The sequence below is a fragment of the Pseudoxanthomonas suwonensis genome (genome assembly GCF_000972865.1).
GTDB classification, from domain to species: domain Bacteria; phylum Pseudomonadota; class Gammaproteobacteria; order Xanthomonadales; family Xanthomonadaceae; genus Pseudoxanthomonas; species Pseudoxanthomonas suwonensis_B.
Window position 1 is genome coordinate 433,656 of record NZ_CP011144.1, and the last position, 19,998, is coordinate 453,653.

18 protein-coding genes are annotated in these 19,998 nt (G+C 72.0%); 4 read left to right on the top strand and 14 right to left on the bottom strand.

From position 1 onward, the window contains the following. Nucleotides 1-192: 192 nt before the first annotated feature. The 3 genes from WQ53_RS01840 to WQ53_RS01850 form a co-directional block, all read right to left on the bottom strand. Nucleotides 193-1,770, bottom strand: coding sequence for an N-acetylmuramoyl-L-alanine amidase (locus WQ53_RS01840; RefSeq protein ID WP_052629885.1), 1,578 nt, complete (start codon nt 1,768-1,770; stop codon nt 193-195). A gap of 75 nt (nt 1,771-1,845) precedes the next feature. Continuing rightward, nucleotides 1,846-2,331 carry a tRNA (adenosine(37)-N6)-threonylcarbamoyltransferase complex ATPase subunit type 1 TsaE gene (gene tsaE / locus WQ53_RS01845; protein ID WP_052629888.1) on the bottom strand — a complete coding sequence of 162 codons (486 nt, stop codon included), beginning with the start codon at nt 2,329-2,331 and terminating at the stop codon, nt 1,846-1,848. Then, the gene (locus WQ53_RS01850) at nt 2,328-3,803 is read right to left on the bottom strand and encodes a bifunctional ADP-dependent NAD(P)H-hydrate dehydratase/NAD(P)H-hydrate epimerase (protein ID WP_052629890.1); all 1,476 of its coding nucleotides are present in this window, start codon (nt 3,801-3,803) and stop codon (nt 2,328-2,330) included. Before WQ53_RS01850 ends, tsaE begins: the two co-directional genes overlap by 4 nt. 90 nt (nt 3,804-3,893) lie before the next feature. Between WQ53_RS01850 and queG the strand changes: the two genes are divergently transcribed. The 4 genes from queG (at nt 3,894) to WQ53_RS01870 (ending at nt 9,016) form a co-directional block, all read left to right on the top strand. Beyond that, nucleotides 3,894-5,009, top strand: a complete 1,116-nt coding sequence (gene queG / locus WQ53_RS01855; RefSeq protein WP_052629893.1) for a tRNA epoxyqueuosine(34) reductase QueG — start codon at nt 3,894-3,896, stop codon at nt 5,007-5,009. Nucleotides 5,010-5,736: 727 nt separating this feature from the next. After that, nucleotides 5,737-7,098: an exodeoxyribonuclease VII large subunit gene (gene xseA, locus WQ53_RS01860; RefSeq protein WP_052629895.1), complete on the top strand. Its 1,362-nt coding sequence runs from the start codon at nt 5,737-5,739 to the stop codon at nt 7,096-7,098. 201 nt (nt 7,099-7,299) lie between these two features. Further along, on the top strand, nt 7,300-8,454 hold the full coding sequence (locus WQ53_RS01865) for a glycosyltransferase family 4 protein (protein WP_052629898.1): 1,155 nt from the start codon (nt 7,300-7,302) through the stop codon (nt 8,452-8,454). Next, nucleotides 8,435-9,016 carry a phosphatase PAP2 family protein gene (locus WQ53_RS01870; RefSeq protein ID WP_428992257.1) on the top strand — a complete coding sequence of 194 codons (582 nt, stop codon included), beginning with the start codon at nt 8,435-8,437 and terminating at the stop codon, nt 9,014-9,016. Before WQ53_RS01865 ends, WQ53_RS01870 begins: the two co-directional genes overlap by 20 nt. A gap of 87 nt (nt 9,017-9,103) precedes the next feature. Here the strand turns inward: WQ53_RS01870 and WQ53_RS01875 are convergent, their stop codons facing one another. From WQ53_RS01875 to rpoE, 11 genes are all read right to left on the bottom strand, one after another. Then, entirely contained in the window at nt 9,104-9,994 is an 891-nt protein-coding gene (locus WQ53_RS01875; RefSeq protein WP_052629901.1) for a carbon-nitrogen hydrolase family protein, read from the bottom strand. Further along, nucleotides 9,991-10,602, bottom strand: coding sequence for a GNAT family N-acetyltransferase (locus WQ53_RS01880; protein ID WP_052629903.1), 612 nt, complete (start codon nt 10,600-10,602; stop codon nt 9,991-9,993). Before WQ53_RS01880 ends, WQ53_RS01875 begins: the two co-directional genes overlap by 4 nt. Before the next feature lie 272 nt (nt 10,603-10,874). Next, on the bottom strand, nt 10,875-11,603 hold the full coding sequence (gene recO, locus WQ53_RS01885) for a DNA repair protein RecO (RefSeq protein ID WP_052629906.1): 729 nt from the start codon (nt 11,601-11,603) through the stop codon (nt 10,875-10,877). Nucleotides 11,604-11,713: 110 nt separating this feature from the next. Then, nucleotides 11,714-12,631 carry a GTPase Era gene (gene era / locus WQ53_RS01890; protein WP_052629909.1) on the bottom strand — a complete coding sequence of 306 codons (918 nt, stop codon included), beginning with the start codon at nt 12,629-12,631 and terminating at the stop codon, nt 11,714-11,716. A gap of 26 nt (nt 12,632-12,657) precedes the next feature. After that, nucleotides 12,658-13,347: a ribonuclease III gene (gene rnc, locus WQ53_RS01895; protein ID WP_052633849.1), complete on the bottom strand. Its 690-nt coding sequence runs from the start codon at nt 13,345-13,347 to the stop codon at nt 12,658-12,660. Beyond that, the gene (locus WQ53_RS01900; RefSeq protein ID WP_052629911.1) at nt 13,337-13,717 is read right to left on the bottom strand and encodes a DUF4845 domain-containing protein; all 381 of its coding nucleotides are present in this window, start codon (nt 13,715-13,717) and stop codon (nt 13,337-13,339) included. Before WQ53_RS01900 ends, rnc begins: the two co-directional genes overlap by 11 nt. 63 nt (nt 13,718-13,780) lie before the next feature. Continuing rightward, entirely contained in the window at nt 13,781-14,581 is an 801-nt protein-coding gene (gene lepB, locus WQ53_RS01905; protein ID WP_052629913.1) for a signal peptidase I, read from the bottom strand. A 121-nt stretch (nt 14,582-14,702) separates the two neighbouring features. Continuing rightward, complete coding sequence (gene lepA, locus WQ53_RS01910) at nt 14,703-16,496, bottom strand: translation elongation factor 4 (RefSeq protein WP_052633851.1); 1,794 nt, start codon at nt 16,494-16,496, stop codon at nt 14,703-14,705. 158 nt (nt 16,497-16,654) lie between these two features. Continuing rightward, a complete protein-coding gene (locus WQ53_RS01915) occupies nt 16,655-18,172 on the bottom strand; it encodes a Do family serine endopeptidase (RefSeq protein ID WP_052633853.1) in 1,518 nt (505 codons plus the stop codon). 126 nt (nt 18,173-18,298) lie between these two features. Beyond that, nucleotides 18,299-19,243, bottom strand: coding sequence for a sigma-E factor negative regulatory protein (locus WQ53_RS01920; protein ID WP_052629915.1), 945 nt, complete (start codon nt 19,241-19,243; stop codon nt 18,299-18,301). After that, nucleotides 19,240-19,869 carry an RNA polymerase sigma factor RpoE gene (rpoE, locus tag WQ53_RS01925; RefSeq protein WP_052629917.1) on the bottom strand — a complete coding sequence of 210 codons (630 nt, stop codon included), beginning with the start codon at nt 19,867-19,869 and terminating at the stop codon, nt 19,240-19,242. The genes WQ53_RS01920 and rpoE overlap by 4 nt, the downstream gene beginning before the upstream one ends. Nucleotides 19,870-19,998: the final 129 nt, after the last annotated feature.

Consider the following 19,998-nt stretch of genomic DNA (forward strand, 5'->3'; position numbering starts at 1 on the left):
ACGGGCGTCGGAACCACGAAGGAGTCGCCTGTGCAGACGTGGCGGTCGCCGGCCAAACCCGGCTCCTACAAAAAAACCGGATCGATCGCTCCGATCGAGCGCGGCGGCGCGTTTCGGCCCATGACCCATGCGGTTCCGACATCCGCCCATGCCGCCGCAGGACCGACCCCTGCCCGACGCACGGCGACAGGATCAGGGCGTGCCGCCCCCTGCCATCGCCAGACTCTCGGCCTCGGCGCGCGCGGCAAACAACGTGCCCGGCGGCGGTTGCCGGGTGAAGTAGGTGTTGATGCCGTCCACCACCGCGCCCGCCACCTTGCGCTGGTAGGCCGGATCCACCAGCCGCTTCTCTTCCTCGGCGTTGGAGATGAACGCGGTCTCCACCAGCATCGCCGGCATGTCGGCGGTGCGCAGCACCGCGAAGTTGGCGCGCTCGATGTTCGGCTTGTGGTTGTTGCCGACCCGCTTGAGCCCACCGAGCACGTGGTTGGCCGCGTCCTCGGAGGCGCGCATGTGCCCGCTCTGGGCCAGGTCCAGCAACACGCTGGCCAGCACGTTTTCGGTCTGCTGCAGGCGCACGCCACCGACCAGGTCGGCCGCGTTCTCCTTGTCGGCCAGCCAGCGCGCGCGTTGCGAGGACGCGCCCTTGGTCGAGAGCACGTACACCGAGGAACCGCGCGCGTTGCGGTTCTCCGCCGCATCGGCGTGGATGGAGACGAAGATGTCGGCCTTGGCCGCGCGCGCGCGCTGGGCGCGCATCGGCAGCGGAAGGAACACGTCCGAGTCGCGCACCAGGAACGCCTTCAGGCCCGGGGTGGCGTTGACCTGGCGCGCCAGTTCGCGGGCCATGGCCAGGGTCACGTCCTTCTCGCGCTTGCCGGTCGGGCCGATGGCACCGGGGTCCTGGCCGCCGTGGCCGGCGTCGATGGCCACGACCAGCGTGCGCATGCCGGCGGCGGAGATGGCCGGGCGCGGTGGCGCGGGAGCCGGCGCCTGGGTGGCCACCGGTGCAGGCGCGGCAGACGATGCGGCGACGCCGTCCTGCGCGGCCACGCCTGCGGTCGCCGGCGCCGTCGTCGCGGCTGCCGCCGCGCTGGCGGCGCGGCCCTCGAGGATCGCCTGCGGCGACACCGTCGTGCCTGATGGCGGCACCTCGCCGGGTGCGCCGGTGGCGGCCGGGCGATTGAGTGCTTCGGTGACCTGCGCGGTCAGCAGCGCGGTGGCGCGCGCCGCCTCGGAACGCGGATCCTGCGGCGGCGGCGTGGCGTTCCCGCTGGAAGCGGCGGCCGGCACGGCCTCCGCCGGCGATGGTGCGGCGGTCGCCACGCCCGTGGCCACGGACGCGCCAGAAGAAGCCGGACCGTCGCCCGGCCACTCGATCAGCAGCCGCGCGCCGCCGCTCGACGGCTCCACGCGCAGCGGCAGCGCGGCCACCGGAGCGGCCAGTTCGAAGACGATGCGGAAGGTACCCGGCACCGGCTGCCCGGTACGCACCGCGGTGACCACGCCGGTCGGCGCCGGCAGCTGCAGGCCGCGGACCGCCTGCGAATCGGGCAGGTCCAGCACCAGCCGGTGCGGATCGGACAGGGACAGGGTCTTGTACTGGCCCGCGCCCTGCAACTGGACTTCGGCGCGGGTGCCGGTGCCGGTGGCACCCTGCTCCAGCGCCACCGAGCTGACCTGGCCGGCCCAGGCGGCGCCGGCGAACGACAGCGCGGCGAGCACGAAGCCCACCCTCCACCGTCCGATCCGGGTAATCCCCTGGCGCATGGCCGGGATTCAAGCACCATGCCCCGGGGAATGCAAGCACTTTTCCCTTAATAATCCGGGGCCTGGGAAACCTTCCTAGGGTCGATCCAGAGAAACAGGCCGCAAACCGGCCATTCCCCCTACCGCCACCAGCCAGTCCTCGCCGGCCGGCGTGCCGGCTTCCAGCCCGGCCTGCCGCCCTGGCCCGTCCTGCGCCAGGCGCACCCGCAGGTCCGGCGCCGGCAAGGCCGCCGCGCCGCGTTCGGGCCATTCGACCAGCCACAGCGTGGCCTCGTCGCCGTCCAGGCCGAGGAAATCCAGTTCGCCGGCGTCGCCGATGCGATACAGGTCCAGGTGCCAGGCCTCGCCCCCGGGTACCGGATAGCGCTCGACCAGGGTGTAGGTCGGGCTGCGGATCGGGCCTTGGACGCCGAGCTCGCGCAGCAGCGCGCGCGCCAGGGTGGACTTGCCGGCGCCGAGGTCGCCCTGCAGGTGCACCACTGCCTGCGCCGGCCGGCTGGCGGCGAGCAGGCGCCCGAGTTGCTCGGTGGCTTCGCTGTCGGCCAGGGCGATGCGCATCATGGGTCCTGCGGGTTGGCCAGCCACCGCAGGTGCGGCAGCAGGTCGGACGGCAGCAGGCCGCGCTGGCCTTCGCCCGCGGCCGCGTCGCCGGCCAGCGAATGCAGCAGCGCGCCGGCGCAGGCCGCGTCGAATGCCGGCAGTCCCTGCGCGCGCAGCGCGGCGATCGTGCCGGTGAGCAGGTCACCCATCCCGCCCACGGCCATGCCGGGATTGCCGGCGTCGAGCACGCGCGGCAGGTGGCCGGGTGCGGCCACGATCGTGCCGGCGCCCTTCAGTACCACGGTGCTGGCGTAGCGCTCGGCCAGTGCCGCCGCGGCGGCGAGACGGTCGCACTGCACGCCGGCGGTGTCGGTACCGAGCAGGCGCGCGGCCTCGCCCGGATGCGGGGTCAGGATCGCGTCGGCGAGCGAGCGCGGCGCGGCGGCCAGCAGGTTCAGTGCATCGGCATCGAGTACCAGCGGCTTGCCGCTGTCGAGCGCGCGCTGGAACAGCGCCGCGCCCCATTCGTCCTGTCCCAGGCCCGGGCCGCAGGCGACCACGCCGGCCGCGTCGAGCATCGGCGCGAACTCGCCGGTGCCTTCCACCGCGCGCACCATCGCCTCCGGGCGCCGCGCCAGGACCGCCGGCACGTGCTCGGCGCGCGTGGCCACGGCCACCAGCCCGGCGCCAGCGCGCAGCGCCGCTTCGGCGCAGAGCAGGATGGCACCGCCGCTGCCATGGTCGCCGCCGACGCACAGCACGCGGCCGGATTCGCCCTTGTGCGTGTCGCGGCGGCGCGGCGGCAACCAGCCACGCAGCGCGGACGCGTCCAGCAGGCCGGCTACCGGCGGAACGGCATCGGCGTACGACCCGGCATCGACATCGAGGCGGTCGAGCAGCAGTTCGCCGGTACGGTCCAACGCGGCGCCGGTGTACAGGCCGGCATGGGCGACGATGAACTGCAGCGTGCAGTCGGCGCGCAGTGCGGCTCCCGGCAGGCTGCCGTGGTCGGCGTCGACGCCGCTGGGCACGTCCAATGCGAACACCGGCGCGGCGGCGGCGTCCAGCGCCTCGACCAGGGCCGCCATGTCGTCACGCGGCGCCTGCTGCAGGCCGATGCCGAACAGCGCGTCGACCAGCACGTCCGCATCGTCCAGCGGCGCCGGGAACAGGTCGACGTGGCCGCCAGCGGCCAGGTAGTCGGTGCAGGCGCGCTGCGCCAGCGGCGTGCGCGGGCCGCCGTCGGCCGGGTGCAGCACCCGCACGCGACGGCCCGACTGCAGCGCCAGCCGCGCCAGCACGTAGCCGTCGCCGCCGTTGTTGCCGCTGCCGCAGGCGACCGCGATCCGCTGCGCCTGCGGCCAGCGCTGCAGCAGCACGCGCCACGCGGCCTGCCCGGCGCGCTGCATCAGCACGTAGCCGTCGTCGCCCAGCGCGGCGGTGGCAAGGCGGTCAAGCTCGCGCGCGGCGGCCGAGTCGTAGAGGGCGGTCATGCTGGGCACCGGGCAATTCTAGCCGCGGCGCGCCCGGACCACGCGCTGCCGGAAACCGGGCCCGAACGACCCGATCCCTATAATCCGCCCATGTCCCGCGCCCTGCCCGCCGCCGTTCCCGTCCCCGCCGATCCGGCGGCGGTGGCCCGGCGCGTGCGCGAACTGGCCCGCGAGCTCGGTTTCCAGCGTTGCGGCATCACCGGCATCGAGCTGGGCGAGGACGAAGCACACCTGCGCGACTGGCTCGCCCGCGGCCTGTACGGGACCATGGACTGGATGGCCGCACACGGCGACAAGCGCTCGCGGCCGCAGGATCTGATCCCGGGCACGCTGCGGGTGATCTCGGTCGGGCTGGACTACGGCCGCAACGACAGCGAGGAGGCCTGGGACACGCTGCGCGCCGGCGAACGCGCCTATGTGGCCCGCTACGCACTGGGGCGCGACTACCACAAGCTGATGCGCAACCGCCTGCAGAAGCTGGCCGAACGCGTGCAGGCCGAGATCGGCCCGTTCGGCCACCGGGTGTTCGTCGACTCCGCGCCGGTGCTGGAGCGCGCGCTGGCACGCAACGCCGGGCTGGGCTGGATCGGCAAGCACACCTGCCTGATCGATCGCGACGGCGGCTCGTGGTTCTTCCTCGGCGAGATCTATGTCGACCTGCCGTTGCCGGTGGACGCGCCGGCCAGCGCGCACTGCGGCACCTGCATGCGCTGCATCGAGGTCTGCCCGACCCAGGCCATCGTCGCGCCGTACCGGCTCGACGCGCGGCGCTGCATCGCCTACCTGACCATCGAGCATGACGGCCCGATCCCGGAGGACCTGCGCCCGGCGATCGGCAACCGCATCTTCGGCTGCGACGACTGCCAGCTGGTCTGCCCCTGGAACAAGTTCGCCCGGCGCACCGACGAACCCGACTTCCGCGCGCGCAACGACCTGGACACCGCGACCCTGCCTCAGCTGTTCGCCTGGGACGAGGACGAGTTCCTGCGCCGCACCGAGGGCAGCCCGATCCGCCGCAGCGGCCACGAGCGCTGGCTGCGCAACATCGCCGTGGCGCTGGGCAATGCGCCATCCACGCCGGAGGTGCTCGCCGCGCTGGCGTCGCGCCGCGAGCATGCGTCGCCGGTGGTGCGGGAGCATGTGCAGTGGGCGCTGGCGCGGCATGCGGATGGCGTGCGGGGGTTGTCGCCTGCGGGGGGATCGTGATCGTGGATCGGTGGCGGGGACGCTAGCTTTCTTCCCATGGCCGTGCCTGGGCCTAGCTAAGCGAAAGCTCTAAAGGCGAAGCGGAAGCGCTGGCTTCGGAAGGGTCCGCCGTGCCCTGGGGGTATGGCGCATCGCTCCGCTCCGGCGTCCTGCCTCCGAGTCGCGAACGCAGCACATCCCTGTGCTGCTTGCGCCATACCCCCAGGGCACGACGGCCTCGGGAGCTTTGAGGGCATGGCTTCGATCGGACGAGCAACAGCAACAGCAATGGCACCGGCATCCCCCAGGCCTCTCCTTCGCCGGCGGGCAAGCCCACGACGGCGCTGCTTGTTGTAGGAGCGGGCATGACCGCGACACGGGCGTCGGAATCACGAGGGCGTCGCCTGGGCCGACGGCGTCGGGTCGCGGTCATGCCCGCTCCTACAAAAGCCGTGCGCTGCTCCACGCCTGAACGAAGCCACGACGCCAAAGCTCCCGAAGACGTGGCGGGCCGGGGGTATTGCGGCAGTGGCCAGGGATGGCCACGTCGGCGAGTCGGCACATGGATGTGCCGTCGAGACGACCGCAATACCCCCGGCCTGCCGCGGCTCAGACCGAAGCCGACGCACACCCGACGCTTTTCGCGGTTGCGGTTGCGGTTCCTTCCGCCACTCTCCCAGGTGGCAAGCGCGCGAAAGCAGGCCCATCACCGTCGCGCTATCCTGTCCCACCGACCGCCACGCGCCCGATGTCCGAGCAGAATCCCGTCCTCACCCCGAGCCAGCTCAACACGCTGGCGCGCGACCTGCTGGAGAGCGCGTTCCCGCTGGTCTGGGTCGAGGGCGAGCTGGGCAACATCACCCGCCCCGGTTCCGGGCACCTGTACTTCACCCTGAAGGACGCGCGCGCCCAGGTGCGCTGCGCGATGTTCAAGCCCAAGAGCCAATGGCTGAAGTTCGTCCCGCGCGAGGGCCTGAAAGTGCTCGGCCGCGGCCGCCTCACCCTGTACGAGGCGCGAGGCGACTACCAGCTGGTGCTCGACCACCTCGAGGAAGCCGGCGAAGGCGCGCTGCGCCGCGCGTTCGAGGCACTGAAGGCCAAGCTCGAAGCCGAGGGCCTGTTCGACACCGGGCGCAAGCGCGAACTGCCGGCCTTCGTACGGCGGCTGGCGGTGATCACCTCGCCCACCGGCGCGGCCGTGCGCGACGTGCTCAGCGTGCTGGCGCGGCGCTGCCCGCTGCTGGAGGTGGATATCCTGCCCAGCCTGGTGCAAGGCGAGACCGCCGCGGCGCAGATCGCCGACCTGCTGCGCCGCGCCGGCGCCAGCGGCCGCTACGACGCGGTGCTGCTGGCCCGCGGTGGCGGCTCGCTGGAAGACCTGTGGGCGTTCAACGACGAACGCCTGGTGCGCGCGATCGCCGACTCGCCGGTGCCGGTGGTGTCGGCGGTCGGCCACGAGACCGACTTCACCCTGGCCGACTTCGCCGCCGACGTGCGCGCGCCCACTCCGTCGGTCGCCGCCGAACTGCTGGTGCCGGACCGGCGCGACCTGCAGGCGCGGCTGCGCGCGCTGCAGGAGCGCGTGCATTCGCTGCAGCGCCATCGCCTGCGCCAGGCCATGCAGCGCGCCGACCGCGCCGCGCTGCGGCTGCAGGCGCAATCGCCGCAGGCGCGGCTGCGCCTGCTCCGGCAGCGCCACGCCGAACTGCAGCGCCGCTTGCAGGCCCTGTGGCAGCAGCGCCTGCTGGACCGGCAGGCGCGTTTGCGCCATGCCGCCGCGGTGCTGCGCGCACACCATCCGGCGCGCCGGATGGCGCAGCTGCAGGCACGGCTGCAGCGGCTCGGTGCCCGGCCGCAGGCGGCCATCGCCCGCACCCTGCAGCGCGATGCGCTGCAGCTGCGCGCGCTGGCCCGTTCACTGGAGGCCTGCAGCCCGCTGGCCACCGTGGCGCGCGGCTATTCGATCCTCACCCGTGCCGACGACAGCCGGCTGGTCCAGTCGGTGGCGCAGGCCGCGCCCGGCGACCGCCTGCAGGCGCGCGTGCGCGACGGCGTGCTGGCGCTGTCGGTCGAGGGCGTGCTGCCTGATCCTCCGGAGCCGAATCCGTAGCGACCACGCTGCTTTCTGCAGGAGCCGGGTTCAGCCGGCGACCCGACGCCGTCGGCACAGGCGATACCCCCGTGATTGCGGTACCCGTGTCGCCCATTGGTGGGCTCCTGCACAGGAAGGTGCGTCACCCGGCGGTCATCCCAGCGTAACGGCGCTTGCATCCATGCGGCGGAGGATGGGCAAAACCCGGAGCCGCCGCGCATGCGCTACGCCCTCGTCACCGAAACCTGGCCGCCGGAGGTCAACGGCGTCGCCCTGACCGTGCAAGGGCTGGCCCACGGCCTGCTCGCCCGCGGACACGCAGTGGAAGTGGTGCGGCCGCGTCAACCAGAAGATCCGGCGGACGGCACCGGCGAAGGTGCGATCGCGACCCTGCTGTTGCGCGGCGCCGCGCTGCCACGCTATCCGGGACTGCGCTTCGGCCTGCCGGCGACGCGCACCCTGCTGCGCCACTGGAAGCATGCGCCGCCGGACGCGCTCTACGTGGCCACCGAAGGCCCGCTGGGCTGGTCCGCGCTGCGCGCGGCGGCCAGGCTGGGCATCCCCGTGGCCACCGGCCTCCACACCCGGTTCGACCACTACATGCGCGACTACGGCATGCCGTGGCTGGAAGGCACCGCGCTGGCCTGGATGCGCCGCTTCCACAACCGCGCCGACGCGACCCTGGTGCCGACCGTCGAGCTGCTGGACTTCCTGCGCATGCGCGGTTTCGAGCGCGTGACCCGGCTGGCGCGCGCGGTCGACACCACGCAACTGTCGCCGGCGCTGCGCGACGACACCCTGCGCGCCGCCTGGGGCGCCGGCGCGGACACGCTGGTGGCGATCCACGTCGGCCGGATCGCGCCGGAAAAGAACCTGGACCTGGCGGTGCGTGCGTTCCGCGCGATCCAGCGGCGGCGTCCGCAGGCCCGCTTCGTCTGGGTGGGCGACGGGCCGGCGCGCGAAACGCTGGCGCAGGCCAACCCGGACTTCGTGTTCTGCGGCGTGCAGCGTAGCGCCGAACTGGCGCGGCATTTCGCCAGCGGCGACCTGTTCCTGTTCCCGAGCCGCAGCGAGACCTTCGGCAATGTCACTCTTGAAGCGATGGCCAGCGGCGTGCCGACGTTGGCGTTCGACTCCGGCGCCGCGCGCGAGCACCTGGGCGACGGCGTGCACGGCGCGCTGGCGCGCGACGAGGCCGGGTTCATCGATGCCGCCGTGCGCCTGGCCGGCGACGACGAGACCCTGTGGGCGATGGGCCGGGCCGCGCGCGCGGCGGTGCTGCGGCTGCGCCCGGAGCAGGTCGCCGCGGATTTCGATGCACTGCTGGCGGGACTGGCCCGCCGGGGAGACAGCCGTGCCGCCCTCGCCGCCTGAACGCATCCTGCCCGCGCTGGCGCCGTCGCGCCGCCGCGCCGCGCGCCTGCGCGCCCGCGACCGCGGCTGGTGCGTGCGCGCCAACCGCTGGGGCGCGCGTGGCGCGGTGCGCCGCTACTTCGCCGTGGTCAGCCGGCTCGGCGACGGCGTGTTCTGGTATGGACTCATGGGCGCGCTGGTGGTGTTCGACGGCCTGCAGGGCCTGTCCGCCTCCGTGCACCTGGCCGCCACCGGCGTGGTCGCGCTGACCCTGTACAAGCGGCTCAAGCGCTGGACCCGGCGCCCACGGCCGTTCACCGCCGACGGGCGCATCCGCGCCTGGGTCGCGCCGCTGGACGAGTTCAGTTTTCCCTCCGGACACACGCTGCACGCGGTCGCCTTCAGCGTAGTCGCGCTGGCGTACTACCCATGGCTGGCGGCGCTGCTGATCCCGTTCACCGCCTCGGTGGCGGTGTCGCGGGTGGTACTGGGGCTGCACTATCCCAGCGACGTGCTGGCCGCAACCGCGATCGGATCGCTGCTGGCCGGTGCCTCGCTCTGGCTCGGCGCGGTGCTGTTGTAGGAGCCGGATTCAGCCGGCGACACGCCACGCTGGCACAGGCGACTCCCTCATTCTCCCGACGCCCGTGTCGCCGGCTGAACCCGGCTCCTACAACGACGTGAAGCCCTCGACCCGGGCGCGGGCCAGCGCCGGCTGCTGCTGGCCGGGCCAATCGCGGTCGTTGGCGACCTGGGCGCGGCCGCGCGTGGCCTCGAGCAGGTCGAAGTCCAGGTCCGCCACCGCCCAGGCCTCGTCGCCGCGGGTGCGGGCGAGGATGCCGTCAGCGGGAAAGCCCGCGTCCATCGGCGCGTACAGCGTGGCCTCGCCGGTGTTCTCGTCCAGCGCCGGACTCCACGGCGCCTGCCCGGCGGTGACCGACTGGGCGACGAACATGCGGTTCTCCAGCGCGCGCGCCAGGCAGCCGACCTGCACCCGGGTGGCGCCAGCGGCGGTGTCGGTGCAGCTGGGCACCAGCAGCAGCCGCGCGCCGGCTTCGTACTGGGCGCGTACCGGCAACGGGAACTCGCTGTCGTAGCAGACCGCGATACCGGCGCGGATGCCGCCGAGTTCGGCGACCTTCAACGCGTCACCACCGGCGATCGCGCCGCTGGCCTTCTCGAAGCCGGTCAGCTGCAGCTTGTCCTGCCACAGGTGGCCGCCGTCGGGCGCGAACAGGTCGCTGCGGTTGCGATGGCGGCCATCGTCCTGCGCCAGCAGGAAGCTGCCGGCGACCACGTGCATGCCGGTCTCGCGCGCCAGGCCGGCAAACAACTCCAGCCATGCCGCACGCAGGGGCTGGATCGCCGCCAGCGACGCGCGCAGGTCGCGATGCACCTCCGGGGGGAAGACCGCCGCCAGTTCCAGCGACAGGTACTCGGGCAACACCGCGACCTGGGCACCGGAGTCGGCGGCATCGCCCAGCAGCGCGCGCTGCCGGCGCGCGAATGCTTCGAAGTCGGCCGGCTGGCCCACCCGGTACTTGCAGACGGCCACCCTCATGCCGCGTCCTTCAGTTCGCGCAGCCAGAAGGTCAGCGGGTGCTGCACCTCGCCGCGGTCGACCTCGTTCCACGGCAGCCAGGCGGTCATCCCCGGCAGGCGCGCGTAGCCGCGCTTGTGCCAGAACGAATCGTTGGAACGGTAGCCGGGCGGCCGCCGTGGATCGTCGGCGTCGCGGTCCACCGCGCAGAAGGCGGTCCAGCGGAACCGTCCCAGCGCACGCGCATGCGCCTCGCGCTCGTCGAAGAACGCATGGCCCACGCCCAGCCCGCGGTAGCCCGGCAGCAGCACCGATTCGCCGAAATAGAAGACCTGCGCGACCGGCAGGCCGGCAGCGCGCAGCGGCCTGGAAAACGCATCAGGATCGTCGGCCAGTGGCAGCCCGGTGGACGCGCCGACCACCCGGCCGCCATCCAGGGCCAGCACCGCTACGCTGTCGGGCGAACCGAGGTAGACCGACAGGTACTCGCGCTCGTAGGCGTCGTCGGCCTGGCCGTCGTACAGGTAGGGCCACTCGCGGAACACGGCGATGCGCAGGCGGGCGATGTCGTCGAGCCACGGCGCGATGGCGTGGCCGCGCAGCCGGCGGATTTCGGGCTGATTGGACATGCGCGGATTCTATCCGCCAGCGACTTCGTGGCGGCGTGCCGCAGGTGGTCGAAGACAGGCGGACGCGACCGGCCTGCACGGCAGGCCGCATGTCCGGCGCAGGCTGATGACGCAGTGGCAACGGTTGCAACCAGACCCGGCACAACCTGGCGATCGCCGCTTCCTGTAGGAGCCGGGTTCAGCCGGCGACACGCCACCTCGGCACAGGCGACTCCCTCATTCTCCCGACGCCCGTGTCGCCGGCTGAACCCGGCTCCTACACGCGGCATGGGTCAGCGCGATGGGGCGAAACGACCCAGCGCGGCCATCTCCCACGACTTGAGCCCGCGCGGGCCAAGGTGGTGGGCCAGCACCGCGCGCAGCGGCAGGCGCAGGCTGGCCAGGTCGGCGGCGTCGGGACGCGTGTCGACGGCCAGCGCCAGCAGCGCGCGGCCGGTGGCCGCGGCGCTGCGCTCGGCCTGGCCGCGGTCGCTGAGCAGGCGGCGCGGGCCGTGTTCCGGATCCAGTCGGTAGCGCGCAGCCGGATCCAGCGGCTCGCCGTCGCCGTCGCAATGCAGCTCGAAACCCACGCCCAGCGCCTCGAGCAGGTCGCGTTCGAACCGGCGCAGGGTCCAGGCCAGCGGCTCGCCGCCACGCAACCGCTCGCGGGTGCGCGCATAGGCGGCGCCGAGCTCGGGCAGCGGATCCTGGCGCGGGGCCAGCCGCAGCACCAGTTCGTTGAGGTAGAAGGCGGCCAGCAGCGCGTCGCCGGCCAGCGGCGGGGCTGCGTCCAGCGCCTCGGCCGCGCGCAGCTGCGCCAGTTCGCCGACCAGGACCGCGTCGAAGCGGATGTGCTGCAGCGGTTGCAGCGCCGCGCGCAGCACCTGCCGCTTCGGCGAGTGCACCCCGCGCGCGACCAGGCCAATGCGACCGTGTCCGGCGCTCAGCACCTCGACCAGCAGGCTGGTCTCGCGCCAGGACCGCGCGTGCAGGACGAAGCCGGTGTCGCCTTCGATACGCATGGAGTAAGGGCGGGGAACAGGGAATGGGGAATGAAGGAAATCGCGAGGCCCGGGCAGCAGCGCCCTGTCATTCCCGCTTTTTCATTCCCCCATTCCTTGTTCCCCGACCCTCATTCGTACCCGAACGCCTTCAGCGCCGCCTCGTCGTCCGACCAGCCCTCGCGCACGCGCACCCACGTTTCCAGGAACACCTTGCGGCCGAACAGGCGTTCCATCTGCTGCCGCGCCTTGCTGCCGATCTCGCGCAGCCGCACGCCGCCCTTGCCGATCACGATCGGCTTCTGGCCCTCGCGCTCGACCCAGACCACCGCGCCGATCCGCAGCAGCTCGCCGTCCTCGGCGAAGCGCTCGATCTCCACCGTGGTCGCGTACGGCAGCTCGTCGCCGAGCTGGCGCATCAGCTGCTCGCGGACCAGCTCGCCGGCGAGGAAGCGCTGGCTGCGGTCGGTGATCTCGTCCTCCTCGTACACCGGCGGCGCCTCGGGGACCAGCTTCAGCAGGTCGCGCAGCAGCTGCTCCAGGCCCTTGCGCTTGAGCGCGGACACCAGGTGGATCGCGGCGAAGTCGCGGCCCTCGCTGACCTGGGCCAGGAACGGCAGCAACGCGCTCTTGTCCTTGAGCCGGTCGACCTTGTTGACCGCCAGCACCACCGGGATGCCGCCGGCACGCAGCACGTTGAAGACCAGTGTGTCCTCCTCGTCCCAGCGCCCGGCCTCGACCACCATCAGCGCCGCGTCCACGTCCTCCACCGCGCTGCGCGCGGTGCGGTTCATCACCCGGCTCATCGCCGAGGCCTTGAACCGGCCCTGGCCGCGGTGCAGGCCGGGGGTGTCGACCAGCAGCAGCTGGCCGCCCTCGACGGTGGCGATGCCCAGCAGCCGGTGCCGGGTGGTCTGCGGCCGGTTGGAGACGATGCTGACCTTGGCCCCGACCAGGGCGTTGACCAGGGTGGACTTGCCGACGTTGGGCCGGCCGATCACCGCGACGCTGCCGCAGCGGTGGGAATCTGGATTCTGTTCGGAATTCACTTTGACTCAAAGCTGGAGAGAAACGCTCATGGCTGCCGGGGCGAAGGCTCCAGCCGTTCCAGCACCGCCGCCGCCGCCGCCTGTTCGGCCAGCCGGCGCGAGGTGCCCTGCCCCTCGGCGCTGACCGGGGGTTCGCTCAGGGTACACCGGGAGAGGAAGACCTTGGCGTGGTCCTCGCCGCTCTCGGAAACCAGTTCATAGGCCGGCAAGGGGCGCTGCCGCGCCTGCAGCCACTCCTGCAGCCGGGTCTTGGCGTCCTTCTCCGGCCGCCCGACGGGCAGCGCGGCCAGGGCCTCCTCGAACCACGGCAGCACCACGTGCCGGCAGGCCTCGTAGCCGGCGTCCAGGTAGACCGCCGCGACCACCGCCTCCAGCGCGTCGGCCAGGATCGAATCACGACGGAAACCGCCGGACTTCAGCTCGCCCGGCCCCAGGGTCAGCCGCTCGCCCAGTTCCAGCCGACGGGCGATCGTGGCCAGCGAGGCCTCGCGCACCAGTTCGGCCCGGGCCCGGGTCAGCACCCCCTCGTCGGCACCGGGCCAGCGCCGGTACAGCGCCTCGGCGGCGAGCAGGTTGACCACGCCGTCGCCGAGGAATTCCAGCCGTTCGTTGTGCGGGGTGCCGGCGCTGCGGTGGGTCAGCGCCTGCGCCAGCAGCGACGGATCGGCGAAGTCGTGGCCGATCCGGTCGCGGACGACGGTGCGCTCAGCCGCCACCACCGCGCCGGGTCAGGTCCTGGGTCTTGTCGAAACGGCCGACCACGTCCAGGTTGCCGACCAGCGGACGGCGTACCTCGTAGTTGACCCGCATCCGCCAGCCGCTCTCGATGCGCTCGAACTTGACGTTCTGCGGCTTCACGTTCTCGGAGTAGTTGATGTACAGGCGGCGGAAGAACAGGTCCTGGACCTTGGCCGGGTCCATGTCCGCCACGCCCGGCTCGTTGGCCAGGCCCTTCATCGCCGACTGCACCGAGTAGTACTCCTGGTACATCGGGAACAGCTTCATGCCGATGTAGGCGGCGAAGCCGACCACGGCCAGCACCACCAGGAACCCCAACAGGCTCAGACCGCTTTGCTTGCGCTTCATTGCCATTCCCCTTGACTCGGATGCCTCGGACGCACGCCGGTTGTATGCCATCCCGGCAGCGCGTTACTTGATCTTCGTCCCGATCCGCGAAGGATCGAAACTCCCCTTGCAGAACCAGCCCTCGCAGTTCAGCCAGATCAGGAACGCCCTGCCCCGCAGGTGCTCCTCGGGCAGGAAATGGGTCTGGGTCCAGAACCGGCTGTCCTCGCTATTATCACGATTGTCGCCCATTACGAAATAGTGGCCGGCCGGGACCGTCCACTCGCCCTGCCCGGCCGGGTTGGCCCGGTCCAGCCATTCCAGCACCTGGTGCTCGCGCCCGGGCAGCTTTTCCAGCAGCAGGGAGGCGCCGGTCATCTCCGCGCCGCGGCCGGTGCCGACGAACTCGCCCAGCTTCTCGTACTGGACCGCCTCGCCGTTGATGTACAGGGTATCGCCGTGGAAGCCGATGCGGTCGCCCGGCAGGCCGACCACCCGCTTGATCCAGTTCTGGTCCGGTGCGTGCGGCGGCTTGAACACGACCACGTCGCCGCGATCGGGCTCGCCGAGGGCCAGGAACTTGTGGTTGTTCACCGGCAGCCGCAGGCCGTAGGAGAACTTGTTGACCAGGATGAAGTCGCCGATCAGCAGGTTCGGCATCATCGAACTGGACGGGATCTTGTACGGCTCGGCGACGAAGCTGCGCAGCACCAGCACCACCGCCAGCACCGGGAAGAAGGCGCGCGAGTAATCGACGATCACCGGCTCCTCGTCCAGCAGCCCGCCCTCGGCGGCGCGGCGCCTGGCGAAGAACAGGCGGTCGACCAGCCAGATCAGGCCGGTGGCGAAGGTCAGCACGACCAGGCCGAGTTCAAACCATTTCATGCGGGATCCTAAGTAGCGGGAACGGGGAACAGGGAACGGGGAATGGGACGGGAACCGTTCCTCACCGGCACGCCGGATACGGACATTCCCCGCTCCCTGTTCCCCGTCCCCCGCTTCATCATCACTTGCTATCCACCTGCAGCACCGCCAGGAAGGCCTCCTGCGGGATCTCGACGCGGCCGACCTGCTTCATCCGCTTCTTGCCCTCTTTCTGCTTCTCGAGGAGCTTCTTCTTGCGGGAGATGTCGCCGCCGTAGCACTTGGCCAGCACGTTCTTGCGCAGCGCCTTGACCGTGGAGCGGGAGATGATCTGCGAGCCGATCGCGGCCTGGATGGCCACGTCGAACTGCTGGCGCGGGATCAGGTCCTTCATCTTCTCGCACAGTTCGCGGCCGCGGCGGTCGGCATGGCTGCGGTGGACGATCAGCGACAGCGCATCGACCCGGTCGCCGTTGATCAGCGTGTCCACGCGCACGAACGGACCGGGCTCGAAGCGCAGGAAGTGGTAGTCCAGCGAGGCATAGCCGCGGCTGACCGACTTGAGCTTGTCGAAGAAGTCCAGCACCACCTCGGCCATCGGCAGCTCGTAGCTGATCTGCACCTGGCTGGCCAGGTACTGGATGCCGACCTGCACGCCGCGCTTGTCCTCGCACAGCTTGATGATCGCGCCGATGTACGCCTCGGGGGTGAGGATGTTGGCGCGGATGATCGGTTCGCGGACCTCGTCGACCAGGTTGCTCTGCGGCAGCTTGGCCGGGTTGTCCAGCGGCATCACCGTGCCGTCGGTCCGCAGCACCTCGTAGACCACCGTCGGTGCGGTGCTGATCAGGTCCAGGTCGTACTCGCGCTCCAGCCGCTCCTGCACGATCTCCATGTGCAGCATGCCGAGGAAGCCGCAGCGGAAGCCGAAGCCCATCGCCTCGGAGCTTTCCGGCTCGAAGCGCAGCGCAGCGTCGTTCAGGCGCAGCTTCTCCAGCGCCTCGCGCAGGTCCGGGTAGTCCTCGGCGTTGACCGGGAACAGGCCGGCGAACACGCGCGGCTGCATTTCCTGGAAGCCCGGCAGCGGCTTCGGGGCCGGGTCGCCGGCCAGGGTCAGGGTGTCGCCGACCGGCGCGCCGTGCACGTCCTTGATCGAGGCGTTGATCCAGCCCACCTCGCCGGCGCCGAGCTTCGGCAGCTCCTTGCGCTTGGGGGTGAACACGCCGACCTTGTCGACCAGGTGGGTGCGGCCGGTGGACATCACCAGGATCTTGCTGCCCGGCCTGATCTCGCCCTGCATGACCCGCACCAGCGAGACCACGCCCAGGTAGTTGTCGAACCAGGAATCGATGATCAGCGCCTGCAGCTTGTCGGTGTCGCGCGGCACCGGCGCCGGGATGCGGTGGACGATGGCCTCGAGCACGTCGCCCACGTTCAGGCCGGTCTTGGCGCTGACCGCGATCGCGTTCTCGGCGTCGATGCCGATCACCGCCTCGATCTCGGCCTTGGCCCGCTCGATGTCGGCGGTGGGCAGGTCGATCTTGTTCAGCACCGGCACCACTTCCAGGCCCTGCTCCACCGCGGTGTAGCAGTTGGCCACCGACTGCGCCTCCACGCCCTGGGCGGCGTCGACCACCAGCAGCGCGCCCTCGCAGGCGGCCAGCGAGCGGCTGACCTCGTAGGAGAAGTCGACGTGGCCGGGGGTGTCGATGAAGTTCAGCTGGTAGGTGTTGCCGTCCTTCGCCGTGTACGGCAGCGAGACGGACTGGGCCTTGATGGTGATGCCGCGCTCGCGCTCGATCGGATTGGAGTCGAGCACCTGCGCTTCCATCTCGCGCGCTTCCAGCCCGCCGCACAGCTGGATGATGCGGTCGGCGAGGGTCGACTTGCCGTGGTCGACGTGCGCGATGATGGAGAAGTTGCGGATGAACCGCATGGAATCGGAAGACATGGGGGCGGCGGTCTCGGCCGTCGTCGGACAACGGCGGATTATCGCACGCCGGCGCGGTTCCCCGCCCGGCGCCCGGTCCCGCCGGGCCGCCCGGCCTGCCGGCGCGGCGCCCGCCCGGGGCGCCGCGCGGCGTCATGGCCCGCTCAGGAGCCGACGGTCAGGGCTACGAAACTGGTCCTGCCGGCCGGATCGCGCACCAGCAGCATTACCGCATCGCCGGCACGGCTGCCGCGCAGCTGCCGCTCGAGCTCGGCGACGCTGCCCACCGGGGTGCGGCCCACGCGCAGGATCGCCATGCCCGGCTGCAGGCCGGCCTCGCGCGCATCGACGCCATCCACGCTGGTGATGCGCACGCCCTGGCCCGCCTCCAGGCCCAGTTGGCGCCGCGACTGCACGTCCAGGTCGGCCACGCGCAGGCCCAGCTGCGACACGTTCGAGACCGCCGCCGGACCGCCGTCACCGGCATCCGGCGCGCTGGCCACGCGCTGCGCATCGCTGGGCAGCTCGCCCAGGGTCACGGTCAGATCGCGCGGCTTGCCGTCGCGGATCACGCCGACCTTGGCCTTGCTGCCCGGCGGCAGCATGCCGACCATCGGCGGCAGGTCGGCGCTGGTGGCGACCGGCTGGCCGTTGACCGACACGATCACGTCGCCGATCTCGATGCCGCCCTTGGCCGCGGCACTGTCCGGCTCGACGCTGTTGACCAGCGCGCCGTTGTTGTTGGGCAGGCCCAGGCCCCGGGCCCGGGTCGCGTCGATCCCCTGGATCTGCACGCCCAGCATGCCGCGGCTGACCTTGCCGGTCTTCTTGATCTGCTCGACCGCGCCCATCGCCAGGTCCATCGGGATGGCGAAGCTCACGCCCATGTAGCCGCCGGAATTGCTCAGGATCTGCGAGTTGATCCCGACCACCTCGCCGGAGGTGTTGAGCAGCGGACCGCCGGAATTTCCGCGGTTGATCGCCACGTCGGTCTGGATGAAGGGCACGTACTGCTGGCCGGGGCCGCCGGTGCGGCCGACCGCGCTGACGATGCCGGCGGTGACCGACTGGTCCAGGCCCAGCGGCGAACCGATCGCCACCACCCACTGGCCCGGCTTGATCGCGGACGACTGCCCCTGGCGCAGGGCCGGCAGGCCCTTGCCGTCGACCTTCAGCAAGGCCACGTCGTAGGTCTCGTCGCTGCCGACCAGCTTGGCGGTCAACTCGCGGCGGTCGGACAGGCGGACCGTGATGCTGTCGGCGCCATCGACCACGTGGTGGTTGGTCAGGATGTAGCCGTCGTTGGAGATGAGGAAGCCCGAGCCGACCGAACGGCCCGACGGCGCGTCGGGTCCCGGCTGGCCGGGTTGGCCGGGCTGCCCCGGGAAACCCGGTCCGAAGAAGCGGCGGAAGATCTCCGGCACCTGGTCGTTGCCGGGCATGCTGCGGCCGGCCAAGCGCGCCGGGATGCGCGCCTCGATGTTGACCACGGCCGGGCCGACCTGCTCGACCAGGCGGGTGAAGTCGGGCAGGCCGGTGACCAGCGGCGCGGCCGGCGCGGCCACGGCGGCGGGAGCGGCCTGGGCGGCGGGAGCGTCGGCCTCCGGCGCGCGGGCGCAAGCCATCAGCGGCGCGGTCAGGACCAGGGCGGCGAGGAGACTGGGACGGACACGGGAGTTCATCAGGGTCATGCCTTTGGACTTGGGTTGTTCGGCCACGGCGGGCCGGGCCGTGGCAACACGGACGGGGTTAGCTGGAAGCAGGGAACGGAGGGATGCGGGAGCGGCCTGGCCGGCGCGACGGACAGGTCAACGCTGCCCGTCATCGTCCGGTGGCGCCGGCAGCTCGCCGCGGTCGCTGCCATTGGGCGCGGCGCGATCGCTGCCATCGGACGCGGGCGGCTGCGCCGGCAGGCTCGGTTCGAACGGATAGAAGGCGCGGGCCTGGCCCTGCCCGCCGAGGTTGGCGGTGTAGCCGCTGCCCGACGGCTGCGGGAGCACGGCGCGCGGCCACGGCCGTGCCTGCAGCGGCGCCGAGGAGGCGAACGGGTCGGCCGGCGACAGCGCCGGCATGGCGGCGGCAGCCACCTGGGTATCGGCCAGGGCGACGAACACCGGTGCGGCAGCGGCGGCAGCGGCCTGGGCCGGGGCGCGACCGGTACCGGTGGATGCGGACGCCACCGCCACGTCGCCGAGCGACTCGCGCTGTACGCGCGGCGGCGCGGCGGCACGCGTGGCCTGCGACGGGCTGGCCGGCACCGCGGCGGCGGGAGCAGCGGCCGGTGCCGGCGCACTCGCCACCAGCACCGCGTCGGTCGAGGGCAGCGTCTGCACGGCCACCGCCGGTGCGGGCATGCCCGCCGGATCGGGCGCGGCCTGGCGTCCGACCAGCATCGCCACTGCAGCGACCGAGGCGGCCAACGCGGCGCCCCCGCCCCAGCGGGTCAGGGCCAGCCGGCGTCCGCCGGCGGCGGCCATCGGCGGCAGGGCTTCGCCGGCCGGCGCCGGCGCGGCGATCGCGGCCGCGACGCGCGCGCTGAAATCGGCGGCGACGACGCGGCTGACCTGGCCGCGCAGCACGTCGCCGCACAGCTGCCAGCGTTCGAAGCGGCCGGACAGTTCGTCGTCGTGCTGCAGGCGGCGCAGCAGGAACCGCGCCTCGTCGGGCGCCAGCTCGCCGTCGACCAGCGCCGACAGCTGCTGCCGGTAGTGGTTCTCGAACTTGTCGTCGGTATCGCGGGGATCGTGGCTCATGGACGGTTTCGTTCGCGTGTGGCGCTTTGGACATCAAGCAGGGGCCGAAGTTCGACGTCGATGGCTTCGCGCGCGCGGAAGATGCGCGAGCGCACCGTGCCGATCGGGCAATCCATCTTCTGCGCGATCTCCTCGTAGCTCAGGCCGTCCACCTCGCGCAGGGTGATGGCGGTCCGCAGTTCCTCCGGCAGCGCGTCCACCGCCTTCATCACCGTGCGCTCCAGCTCCTCGCGCATGGCCTCGCGCTCGGGCGTGTCGGTGTCGCGCAGGCGGGTGCCGACGTCGTACTGCTCGGCGTCGCTGGCGTCGATGTCGTCCGTGGGCGGACGGCGGTTGTGGGCGACCAGGTGGTTCTTGGCAGTGTTCACGGCGATCCGGTGCAGCCAGGTATAGAACTGGGCGTCGCCACGGAAATTCCCCAGCGCGCGGTAGGCGCGCATGAAGGTTTCCTGGGCCACGTCCTGGCATTCGCTCCAGTCCGCGACGTAGCGCCCGATCAGCCCGGTGATCCGGTGCTGGTACTTGCGCACCAGCAGGTCGAATGCCGCACTGTCGCCGCGCTGCACGCGACGGACCAGCTCGAGGTCCAGCTCCTGGGTCGGATCCTTGGACGTTCCTTCGGCCATGCCGGGCCACACTCCTGTCGGCCCAGCGATCCGGGCCCTGTGACCGCCGTTGCCGGAAAAAGTTCAGCGGCCTGGCGGAAGCCGCTGTCCGGATGGGCCGCGCGCCGCGGGCACCGCGCTCGCCGCCCC

Coding starts and splice junctions, on each gene's coding strand:
- WQ53_RS01840 (WP_052629885.1), bottom strand. CDS start 1,770: ATGCGCCAGGGGATTACCCGGATCGGACGGTGGAGGGTGGGCTTCGTG.
- tsaE (WP_052629888.1), bottom strand. CDS start 2,331: ATGATGCGCATCGCCCTGGCCGACAGCGAAGCCACCGAGCAACTCGGG.
- WQ53_RS01850 (WP_052629890.1), bottom strand. CDS start 3,803: ATGACCGCCCTCTACGACTCGGCCGCCGCGCGCGAGCTTGACCGCCTT.
- queG (WP_052629893.1), top strand. CDS start 3,894: ATGTCCCGCGCCCTGCCCGCCGCCGTTCCCGTCCCCGCCGATCCGGCG.
- xseA (WP_052629895.1), top strand. CDS start 5,737: ATGTCCGAGCAGAATCCCGTCCTCACCCCGAGCCAGCTCAACACGCTG.
- WQ53_RS01865 (WP_052629898.1), top strand. CDS start 7,300: ATGCGCTACGCCCTCGTCACCGAAACCTGGCCGCCGGAGGTCAACGGC.
- WQ53_RS01875 (WP_052629901.1), bottom strand. CDS start 9,994: ATGAGGGTGGCCGTCTGCAAGTACCGGGTGGGCCAGCCGGCCGACTTC.
- WQ53_RS01880 (WP_052629903.1), bottom strand. CDS start 10,602: ATGTCCAATCAGCCCGAAATCCGCCGGCTGCGCGGCCACGCCATCGCG.
- recO (WP_052629906.1), bottom strand. CDS start 11,603: ATGCGTATCGAAGGCGACACCGGCTTCGTCCTGCACGCGCGGTCCTGG.
- WQ53_RS01900 (WP_052629911.1), bottom strand. CDS start 13,717: ATGAAGCGCAAGCAAAGCGGTCTGAGCCTGTTGGGGTTCCTGGTGGTG.
- lepB (WP_052629913.1), bottom strand. CDS start 14,581: ATGAAATGGTTTGAACTCGGCCTGGTCGTGCTGACCTTCGCCACCGGC.
- lepA (WP_052633851.1), bottom strand. CDS start 16,496: ATGCGGTTCATCCGCAACTTCTCCATCATCGCGCACGTCGACCACGGC.
- WQ53_RS01915 (WP_052633853.1), bottom strand. CDS start 18,172: ATGAACTCCCGTGTCCGTCCCAGTCTCCTCGCCGCCCTGGTCCTGACC.
- WQ53_RS01920 (WP_052629915.1), bottom strand. CDS start 19,243: ATGAGCCACGATCCCCGCGATACCGACGACAAGTTCGAGAACCACTAC.
- rpoE (WP_052629917.1), bottom strand. CDS start 19,869: ATGGCCGAAGGAACGTCCAAGGATCCGACCCAGGAGCTGGACCTCGAG.